The following is a 10,518-nucleotide window of genomic DNA, read 5'->3' on the forward strand; positions in this document are numbered from 1 at the left end:
GAGGGCCAGCATCGCGCAGCTGGATACGCGTGATCCCCGACAACATAGTCGGCAATGTCGTGCTGGCGGACGTGCAGGCGCTTCTAGACGCCGCTGGAGTGCGACCTGGACAACCTCGCTGCCTCACCACAGTCAGTCACGCCGGCCGTGGCGCGCTCAGCCACGGCCTGCCCGGACAGCACGACTGGGATCTACTACACCGCCCCGAGAGGGTGGTCCAGTCTAGCGCGCCGCTTGGGTCAGGTGAAGATTCAAGTCGACGATGAGTCGATCGGCAGCGGATCACCGGCAGCCCGTCCGCGCCCGGCGGTGACGCTGTTCAGCCGTCCGGTCCATTAAGTAGCGCTTCGGCCCGCGGGACGGGGATGTGGGTTGGGTGGCTCGGTGTCATTACGCTGTGGGTGTGCGAGTCGACCCGCCGCTGACGTATCGCGGTGCGCTGCAGTTGCTCGGCCAGCACAATCGGCCGATCTTCAACGCTCTGAACTCCCTACTTGGAGGGGCCTTACTCGGTGGACCACTCGTGGGGGCGCCCGCGCTCTTCGGGTGGATCGACCAGAAGGACGAGGCATTCGGGCTCGTCGGCAAACTACTCGACGCGGGCAAGAGCCGTCTGCTGAGTACGAATGGCCTCGAGCGGCAGCAACTGATCACGGCTGCCCACACGATCCTGATCATGTTGTCCTTATTCGAGGCATTCGAGGCATTCGAGGCATTCGAGGCACCAGAAGGCCAGAAGCTCCGCCGCGATCGCAAGAAGGCGATTGTGCGTGCCTCTCCGGACGAGTCGTTGCTCGTCAAACTCTATACCTCCTCGGCCCCCCATCCATTTGTCGGTGGCGTCGTCGAAGGCGGCGCCAGGGTAAACAGCTTTTATGTAGGTCTGGCCACGGCATTGGCGCCGCACGCATCGCAGACGCAAGCCGTCGAGAACACGATGGTCGCCACGGCCGTACGTGGCTATGAGGCGGCGTTTCTCCAGCTTGCAGCTGATGTGCCGGAGTTCGGGATCTGGGCCATGCTAGCCGAGCACGCCACCACTCATGCGAACATCCGCGACCTACATAGCGGGCTAGGCGACGTGCTCGGTACCCAAGCGCTTGCCCTCGGCCGACTTCAACGGCTGCTTGAGGCGATGGTGGGCGATCCGCAGCGTGCTGCGTCGCCCCGCCGGGATGCGGTGGTAGCAACCAATCGCGCTGTCCTCGACGAGCCGATTTTGCCGCAAGATGTAAGCCGACACCTCGACGCGGTTCGAATACCGAGCGTGTTCGCCATCCACCAGAGCCCCAAGTGTCGACAGATCGTGTACGCAGCGGGCTCGAGGCCAGCCGACGACAGTTGGTGGGCGCAGCAGCGCTTCGCTGGCGACGTCGATTTGTTTCTCGGTGCGTATCTGGCGGGCACAGCGAGCCTGGAGCGCCCGCTGCTCGTCCTCGGCCATCCGGGTGCGGGCAAGTCTTTGCTGACGAAGGTGATCGCCGCGCGGCTGCCGGTCGAGTCGTTCACCGCGGTGCGCGTCGCCCTGCGCCACGTCGACGCATCCGCGCCGATTTACACCCAGATCCAACAGGCGATACACGTTGATACGCATGGGCGCGTCGACTGGAGCGCCCTCGTCGACGAAAGTGCCGAGACGATCCGTGTGGTCCTACTGGACGGCTTCGACGAACTGCTGCAGGCGACGCCGACCGGGCGACCGCAGTACCTACAGGAGATCGAAGAGTTCCAGCGACGCGAAGCCGTCCTTGGCAGACCTGTCGCGGTGATCGTGACCTCTCGCACGATCGTGGCGGAACAAGCCCGGATTCCCCACGGCACTGTCGTCCTGCGCCTTGAGGAGTTCGGCAGGCCCGAAATCACACGTTGGACGGAAGCGTGGAATGAGGTAAACCACGACCCGGTCCAGTCGGATATGGTCCGTCCGCTATCGACCGAGTCCGCATTGGCCCACATCGAGCTGACTCGCCAGCCGCTGCTGCTCCTGATGTTCGCACTTTACGTCGCCGATCCGATGGCGCCACCGCTCGACGTGGACCTCACCCGTGCGGCGCTTTACGAGCGGCTGTTCGACACCTTCGTACGTCGGGAGGTCGCCAAGACCCGACCGCTTACCGACGAGGGCGCGGACGGAGCCCTCGATGCGCGGCTCTGGCGCCTAACAATCGCAGCATTTGCGATCTTCAACCGTGGTGGCCAGTACGTCTCGGACACAGCACTCGGCGCGGACCTAGCAGCGCTTGACGACTCCAGCGACGGCCATGAGCACCGCGGTGACGAGCGCCGCCTTGCCTGGCGGATCGCGGGCGAGTTCTTTTTCGTGCACACCGCTGAGGCCGATGCAAGGCAGCAGGATGAAGCGCGGCACAGTTACGAGTTTCTACACGCCACCTTTGGCGAATACCTCATCGCGCGGCACGTCGTTCGTGCGCTTCTCGATCTATCCGCTAGCGACGGGCGACGGATCGGTCGGGATACCGACGATGAACTCTTCGCACTGCTGTCTCACCAGCCTCTCGCTGCGCGCCGCACGATCCTTACGTTCGTCCAGGAGATTCTGGAAGCGTTGCCCACGGATCGGCACGCACCCATCGCGCGTGTGCTGGAGCGGCTATTCCAGGCCGTTCGCAACCGGCACGGCACTGACCGGTTCGCCGGATACCGGCCCACGCGAATAGACCGGTGGCGGGAGCTGGCGGCGTACTCCGTCAACCTCATCACGCTGCGGGCACACCTCGGTCCAGTCGCCATCCCCAGGCTCATGCCCAGCGGGGAGAGCGTGACGCCCTGGTGGCGTTCGACCGTCCGCGCCTGGCAGGCCGGCCTCGACGACGCGGGCTGGGCGGCAGTCGTCGCCGCTCTCGATGTCCTGCCGGACGACTGGCAGGTGGTGCCGCGCGTCGGGAGGTCCGTTCCGGAGTCCGAGCCCGAGATTGGCTACGCACAGCTGGCCAACGACCCGCTCCTAGAACGAGATGTCCGAGTTGGCGCCCAGATCACCAGGACTACGAGCCACTTCACCCCCGGATACTTCTCCGAGACCGAGCTCGTAGCGTGGGCGGCCGGCGCGATCGTTTATGCCGACATCCTGGACAGTCCAGGAGACTTCTGGACGCGGCATGTGTTGGACGGCGTGCATCGTGGAACCACGGCGCACCCCAGTCTCTCGCCGAACACCCTAAGGCTGCTCAGTTGGGCGCTCGCCATCAATGCGAAGGAGATCGGCAGCGGTAACGCCGAAGCCCTTGCGCGGCTCGGCGCCTCTTGTGACGTTGGACTTCCTTCCCTATGCCTCGTTGTAGCAGAACACCCCAACTTGCTCGAAACCGCCCCAGTACTAAGCAACCCCGCGTTCTACGCCATTTCTGGCCGGGTTCCGGATTGGGTCATCCAGATTCTTCAATTCGGCGAACGAAATGCCTCTGACTCGGATCGTGGTCGACTCATCGAGCTCCGTTCCGCACTTGAAGTGTATGAACGCGGCAAGGAATCGCCCGAGGTTTTGCGGCGCAGGCGGATTGCCGAGTAGATGGACGCATCGTCGGCCGCAGCGGACTCGTACTGCCTGCACCCGCGAGGTCGAGGCCGTCCTCGCCATCGTAAGCACGGTGTCGGCCGCGCCGCGCGTGGCGGGAACGCCAGGCCGGCACGACCGAGGAACAGTTGATCCCATCGCCGGACAACCTGCGTAGCGCCGCGATCGCAGGCCTCGCCAAGGCCGATCCGGCACGGCCCGCCGATGAGCGTGGCTCATGCCCGTTCCCGGAGCGTGATCTCAGAGGTGGGCGAACAACGACTCGACGAGGTCTGGGGCCGCACGTTCGAGTTCCGGTCGGCGGCCGGCCTCGGCCAGGAGTTCTGCCGTGCGCCGGAGGTCCGCATGCTCAGTTTCCTCGCCGCCGATGAGTGCACGCAAAGCGGGGATGAGCACGCGGCTGTCGATGCTGTCCGCGTGGTTCGAGATCAGGTCGGATGTGAGGTTGGCACCGTACCAGCCGCGTGTGGCGTCCGAAGTCACCAGGCAGTAGATCGCGCTGGCGGCGGCGGCTGGAGTTACGATCGCCTCGTCAATCAGTTCGTGGACAATACCGCACACGGCCTGCGCAGGCAGCCGATACGCGTCCGCGCGCATGGTGCCGAGCAGCAGTTCGGTGACCTCTCCACTCGCGGTGGACAGTTTGCCGTAGGCCAGGACCCGCGGGGCGTTGGACGCTTCCTCGTAGACCGCCACCAGTTCCTCCGACGAAAGGTTCTGCGGGACGGCCAGCCACATCCGGATCAGACTCTGCGCGACCGAGGTGTGGCCGCCGCCGCCGTCCTGTGGAGCGAACTGGGTCAGCGCCGCGGGTATCCGATGGATCAACGGCTCCAGGGCGTGCAGCAGCAGATCGCCGCTGAGGTGGTTGCTTAGGTGCATAGACCTGAGCGCGGGCAGTATCTCGAAGGCGGCCCCGAACGCCTCGTCGAGATTTCCGCCGGGTTCCAGCTCGTTGGTCCAGTAGACGTCCGTCGGGTCCGGGAGGTCGGGCATCCGCTCACGCGCGTGTTCGAGGACGATGTCACGGTTGTCGTCACGCCAACTGCGGGTGACCTTGACGACTTCCATGGCGTCCATCCACATGCCGTCGGGGACGGCGGCCTGCCATTGCAGCGCCGAATTGCGCAGCCAGGCAGCCGGGTCGCCGGTCTGGGTGAACAGGTCCGACGCGCGCAATTCACCGCCGCAGGCCAGAGTCAGCAGGAGCAGATTGAACGAGTAGGTTGCCATCCAGTGGTCGATGCGTTTGTCAACCGGGCGGTAGCGGCTCTCGGCGTACTGCGGGCGGGTCACTGCCTGGGCGGTGCGGCCGACCAGCCAGGCGCGGATGCGATCGCGGTCGGGGGCTTCCAGGAGGCCGGCGATGAATCGCAGGACCGTGGCACGGGCGGTCAGCGGCGTGAACCCGAGCAGGGACCGCAGCAGGTCGTTGTCGTTCGACGGGCCCAGACGCAGGGCCAGTGTGCTCGCCGCCTCACGCGCCTCTATGTCGCGGACAGCCTGCACAACGAGCCGGGCCACGAGATATTCGCCGAAGGTCGCGTGCAGAAACTCATATGTCTGCCGAGTTTGATTCTCCTGTACGGCCTGGGCGCGCTGTATGAAGAAGAAGCGCCCGACCATCTCCTGACCGGCGGTAAGTGGGCTGCGGAACGCCTCGCTGCGACCTGTACGAGCCGGGGTAATGCCTAGGCCGTCGAGGTCGTCATCCAGTTCGCGTTCGGTGACCCACAGCCGTTGGCGGTGAAACATCGCGAAGGCGACCACCGACAGGCGCAGAAGTTCCTGCTCGACCAGCGCCGGTACGGCCGAGTCGGGCTGTCCCGCGTGGACCCGGCGCACCTCACGCTCGGCGAAGGAGGCCAGTAGCCGCTCGTAGAGCTGGCCCCCGTCGAGCGTCGCGGCGGGTTCCTGCAGCGCGTTACCGGTGGCGTCGTAGAGGGCGAGCATGAGCAGCAGCAACGGTTGTTCGGCGAGGGTGCGGAAGCGCAGGATCACGTCGGCCGCCAGGGGTTTGCCGAGTGCGGTGGTCTCGTTCCAGACGGTCAGCCAGCGCTCGATCTGGGCGTCGTCGAACGGCTCGAGGCGTACGGCTAGGGCACCGGCGGGCAGGCGGGCGCGGTCTGCGACGGCAACCCGTGTGGTGACGATGACCGCGACCGGGCGGCCCAGTGCTGCCTCACGCTGCTGGAACTTGGCGACCTGCTGCAGGTAGTCGGACTGGTGCAGGCCGGTGGCCTGGAGCAGCTCGTCGAAGCCGTCGAGCAGTAGCACCGGCAGTGCGCCGAGAGCATCCCGGGAGAGATCTGCCCAGGACACCGTCTCTCCGATCGCGCGGCGTAGGGCCCGTTCGACCTGGTCCTGGATCTCTGCCTCGGCGGACACCTCGCGCAACGGGACCCGGCAGACGAAGAAGTCGCCAGCGGGGAGGCGGGCAGCGAGAATGCGGGTCAGTGACGACTTCCCAGCGCCAGGTTGGCCGAGCAGCAGCATCGGCGCCTCAGTGGCTTGGGTCGTGGTCAGGTGGGCCGCAAGGAACCCGGCAAAGTCGGCGCGTACGGCGGCGTCAATCCACCACCGATCGTCCGCAGGACGGGCGCCTGGACCGGCCGCCCTGACCCGAAAGTGTGGATCGATGTAGGTGGCCCCAAGTGTGGGCAGGAGCACTTCGCTAGCACTGCCGCCGAGGACGGGACGGTCGAGCTCGGCGCGGTAGGCGCGGACCAGCGCGGCCCGGTGGATGCCGAGATCGCGGCCCGAGGCTACCTGCAGTAGGAGTTCCTCGAGACGTTCGAGGCCGCAAGCGGTGGCACGCGCCGCGAGGCGATCGGCCCACAGCGCGAACTCGGGAATCTCCTCGGACAGGCGGCGATGGATCGCGTCGTAGCGGGCGACGGCCGCGATGGGAAGACGCCGGTCGAGCAGGTCGGTTAAGGCGTGCCGGGCACGCTCATCGGCGTGATCCCCGACGGCGGGCACAGTGAGATGGCGGCTCATGTTCTTGGCCGCCTCGGCGAACCAGCTCGTCAGGTTGGTCAAGAGGCTCGAGTGCGAGCGGTCGGGTCCCGGCAGCGGTACGGATGTGTGCAGGAGGTGGTTGATCAGCCTGCCCTCGCCGTTGCTTGCGGCAAGTCTGAGTTGGTGGTCATATGCGAAGCCGGGCGTGCAGATACCTGCGGCGGTTAGGCAGCCATCGAGCTCTTCGAAGAAGGCGGTGACCACCAGGACGGTGTGCGCAGCCTGGAGCCGCTCACTGCGATCGTGGCGTCCCAGCCCACGTAGGGAGTCATTGATGCTGGCCATGACTATGACGCCGAACCGGACCACCCCGGTCTTGGCGTCGAACAGGCTGGCCTCGAGCTCGCTGCCGCCCTCAGTCGCTATGTTGAGGACACCGCGGAGCAAGTCGTCGGCCGCATTGGCGAGCGATCCCGAGCCGCCCAGGATCTTGACAGCGTCGGCGTAGGAAGGGCTCTGCGGCATCGTTCCATGATGGCGCAACCCCGGCCCTCTCGAACGCGTCGGGCCTGCCGTCAGAGCCGGTGTCCTTTCACGGCCAAGGCGGCTGGCTCAGCTTCGAGGGCCGCCATCCGACTCCGGGACCGATAGCGTCCGTTCGCAGCCTGCCTCGACTTGCTGCTCAGGCTCATCGCGGGCCAAGTTCGTGGCTTCCGACCATGCTCTGATGGCTCATGCGGCTCGTGACCTCCTCCGGCAAGCATCCAGGCCAGCGCGCCGCAGAAGGCGTTGACCGCGCCGGCCGCGAGAGGTCCGCGAATCCCGCAGGTCAGTGTGTTCGGCGGGCGCCTGAACGTGGTGGCCGTCTGTCTCATCCCACTCCGCAAATCCGGTCGCGTCGGCATGCTAAGCCGTCCTAGCTTGAGGTGTGGAGTTCTCGGCGGAGTATCAGCGTCTGCATGAGGCGGTCCTGCATCAGGGTGGCCGTCATGCGAATGCCGCCGCCAACGTCGCAGCCGAGGTGCTGTCGATCGCGGCGGAGGCCGCCGCTGCGCGGCTCACCACCACCGAGACGAAGATTCTTCGATTCATGTGCTCGTCCGTGGTCCTGAACTGCGCGTTCGACCTGCGGGACACGGCATTGCTCCGACAGGGACGGGACCTCGCGGAGCAGTCGCTGACCGAGACCACCCCGGACGAGCCGCTGCACTTCCAGTGCCTGTACAACGTGGCAAACGCCCTTGTGACCGAGTGCGACTATGGGCTGCCGGGCGAGGGCAGCCGCGACACCTGGGTGCCCCAGCTGGTCGCCAACCGGTTGGCACATCGTGTGCAACTGCGCAAGGCACGGAACTTGTTCTTCGAGATCGGCACTGCCGAGGGGGCGGACCCGCGCACGCGGTCGGCGGCGTACTGCAACCTGGCGAACAGCCTCGACCATTCGGGCCGCTGGGCAGAGGCGTACGACCTCTATCTGCGAGCATTGGAGGAGAATCCGGACAACGGCAACGCAGCCGGCAATCTGGCTCAGCTGCTGCTGGGACGCATCAGCAACGGTGTCGGGCAGTTGGGGCACCTGGGCGCCGTGTACGACAAGTACGTCAAGATGGCCCAGTCGCTTCGTGAAGGCACCTTGTCGTTCGCCGGCGAGGCAACCGCCGACAGGTGGGACGCACTCGGACTCACCGAGAGCGAGGGTCATCTCTCTCACGGGCTCGGCGACGATAGCGACGGGTACCGGATCTGGGTTGCCTCGCATCGCCTTGCACTGTCGCCTGCCGTCGAAGGGCTCGGCACGGAGGACCTGCACTGGGACGGTGCGGTTATCGAACAGCTCTATGGCACCACGGCAGCCGACGTGACACCGCCGATCCTGGCCGAGATGAACGTCCTGAAGTCCGACTTCTTGGTGTCGCGGCGGCTGGCATTCGACGGGATCCTCCACATCGCCGAAGGTCCCGAGCAGAAGGACGACGACTCGGGGTACTACGTCGAGACCCTGGACCATTCTCTGTACGGCACGCAGTACTCAAGACTGTTGCTAGCGCAGCGGTCGGCACTCGACGTCCTGGACAAGACCGCGGTGGTCATCAACGAGTACCTCAATATCGGCGACCGCCCCGACCGCGTGTCGTTCCGGAAGTTCTGGTCGGAAACTGACGGATCGGTCCGCGCGAACCTCGTCCACAGCCCGGCCAGGGCGCTCCCGGCATTCGCCTTGTCGGAACTGGCCTTCGACATGGACAAAGACGGCCTCTACGAACCCTCGCAGGCACTACGCAACGCCGGGACCCACAGGATCGTGCATGCGGCCCTGCTGGATGCCACGGGCGTCACCGTCGACTCCCGCAGCAGGATCGACCTGTTCGACCTCGTGGACTCCACGATCCTCGCGCTGCAGGTGACCCGCTCCGCGTTCCTGTACATCATCGACCTGGTCGCCACGTGGAACCACCCGGACGATCATGTCGGCGAGTACGTACCGCTCCCCTCGTACGAATACATGCAGTTCCCGGATCCCGACGAAGCGCAAACCGCCGATCCGTAGTAGCAGTCCCGGTCGCGCACGGGGAACAGCGAGGCGCGACGCGACCTTCGCGATGCCACCGCCAGAAACTCAAATCCCCACTTGATCGCCGTCGAACATCCCGTGATGCAAGCCACGACAGCGGAAGAGCGACTCCAACGTCCAGCTACTTGAAGGAACTGCAATTAGTCGATAGGTTAGTACGCATGCATCCCTGTTTCTTGCAGGGATGCTATGGGTGGGGGTTCACATCCCCCCTTCGACACGTACCATTGCCCCACGGTGGGCGTCCGACATTGAGCCATTTCCAAGCTGACGTTGCAGCTAGGGGCGGGTGCGGCACTTTCGGGATCGACTCGGAAGGCAGCGAGTTCGGTCTTCTCGCCCTGGCCTGCCGGGCCTCACGGCACCGCCGTCATCCGGGCGGGCCCGGCATCATGAACCCGCCGCGGATGTGGAGCAGGATCATGCCCACTTCCGTGCCGACGACCAGATTCGGGTCGCGGTCGTGGTAGACGATGTTGCCCGCGACGATGTCCTCGCGACCGGCCTGCCCGCTCGTGATCCAGCCACTGCCGTGAGTGACGAAGAGCCCCTCACCATCGCCGTCGGACCTCGCGACGGCGAGCTCCGCTCCGGGCCCGAGCGTCAGCGACGCGATCGACACGCCAGCCGGAAGGTGCAGGAACTCGGCAACCGTCACGTCGGCGGCGTCCGGGTGGCGCCGCAACCGATCGGTCATTCGGACGACTCTGGCCACGCCCTTGATCATACCGATGATCGGTGAGCTATTTCATCGTGTGCAGCGGCTGGTCTCGACGTGGTGTAGAGCGAGGATGGCTTGCACGATCGAGGTGGCTCGCCGTGGGCAGCAGCGGAGTTTCGCCAGGATTTTCCAGGTCTTGAGGGTGGTGATCGCGCGTTCGCCGCAGGCCCGGATCTTCGCGTGTGTCTTGTTCACCGCCTTCTGTCGGCGGGACAGCCTGGGCCGGTGACGGTGGCGCTTGAGCGGGGTGCGCACGGTTCCGCCGGCGCCTTGGTAGCCCTTGTCTGCGAACGTCATCACGCCGGCGGCGCTCAGCGCGTTGATGATGTCGTGGGTGCGGGCGGCGGTCAGGTCGTGTGTCGCGCCGGGCAATGCCGGTGACGTCCATACGAGGCGGCCAGCGGCATCTGCGATGACCTGCACGTTGACGCCGTGTCGTCGATGTTTGCCGGAGTAGTACGGCCGCTGGTCGGCGACCCGGTCGATCGGGATGAGCGTGCCGTCCAGGATCGCGTACGCGAGGGTGCGGATGCGCACCATCGCGGTGGCCAAGTCGGCGGCGGCCGCGGCGAGCAGGGTGATCGCTTCCTGGACGTATCGCCAGGCTGTCGCGACGCCGACCGCGAACCCGGCGGCGAGGCGGGTGTAGGTGTCGCCGTTGCGGAGATGGGCCAGGGCGAGCAGCGCCTGCCGGCCCGGGTCGAGGCGCCGCCACCGGGATCGATGCTG

The 10,518-nt window shown here is 66.0% G+C and carries 5 protein-coding genes; 2 read left to right on the forward strand and 3 right to left on the reverse strand.

Annotated features, from left to right (window positions below; translation table 11 throughout):
* The first annotated feature begins 403 nt into the window (after positions 1 to 403).
* Positions 404 to 3,529, forward strand: coding sequence for an NACHT domain-containing protein (locus tag ACFPIJ_RS48230; protein WP_380126240.1), 3,126 nt, complete (start codon positions 404 to 406; stop codon positions 3,527 to 3,529).
* Positions 3,530 to 3,775: 246 nt separating this feature from the next.
* Here the strand turns inward: ACFPIJ_RS48230 and ACFPIJ_RS48235 are convergent, their stop codons facing one another.
* Complete coding sequence (locus tag ACFPIJ_RS48235; protein ID WP_380126241.1) at positions 3,776 to 7,021, reverse strand: NACHT domain-containing protein; 3,246 nt, start codon at positions 7,019 to 7,021, stop codon at positions 3,776 to 3,778.
* 403 nt (positions 7,022 to 7,424) lie between these two features.
* On the opposite strand from ACFPIJ_RS48235, the gene ACFPIJ_RS48240 reads away from it, so the two are divergent.
* Positions 7,425 to 9,044 carry an LA2681 family HEPN domain-containing protein gene (locus ACFPIJ_RS48240; RefSeq protein WP_380126242.1) on the forward strand — a complete coding sequence of 540 codons (1,620 nt, stop codon included), beginning with the start codon at positions 7,425 to 7,427 and terminating at the stop codon, positions 9,042 to 9,044.
* 394 nt (positions 9,045 to 9,438) lie between these two features.
* Here ACFPIJ_RS48240 and ACFPIJ_RS48245 read toward each other — a convergent pair whose 3' ends face one another.
* Together ACFPIJ_RS48245 and ACFPIJ_RS48250 are read right to left on the reverse strand one after the other, a co-directional pair.
* The gene (locus ACFPIJ_RS48245; RefSeq protein WP_380126243.1) at positions 9,439 to 9,795 is read right to left on the reverse strand and encodes a hypothetical protein; all 357 of its coding nucleotides are present in this window, start codon (positions 9,793 to 9,795) and stop codon (positions 9,439 to 9,441) included.
* A 21-nt stretch (positions 9,796 to 9,816) separates the two neighbouring features.
* On the reverse strand, positions 9,817 to 10,518 hold a 702-nt coding region (locus tag ACFPIJ_RS48250), incomplete at its 5' end, for a transposase family protein (RefSeq protein WP_380126244.1).

Source organism: Dactylosporangium cerinum, from assembly GCF_042653625.1.
GTDB lineage: Bacteria > Actinomycetota > Actinomycetes > Mycobacteriales > Micromonosporaceae > Dactylosporangium > Dactylosporangium cerinum.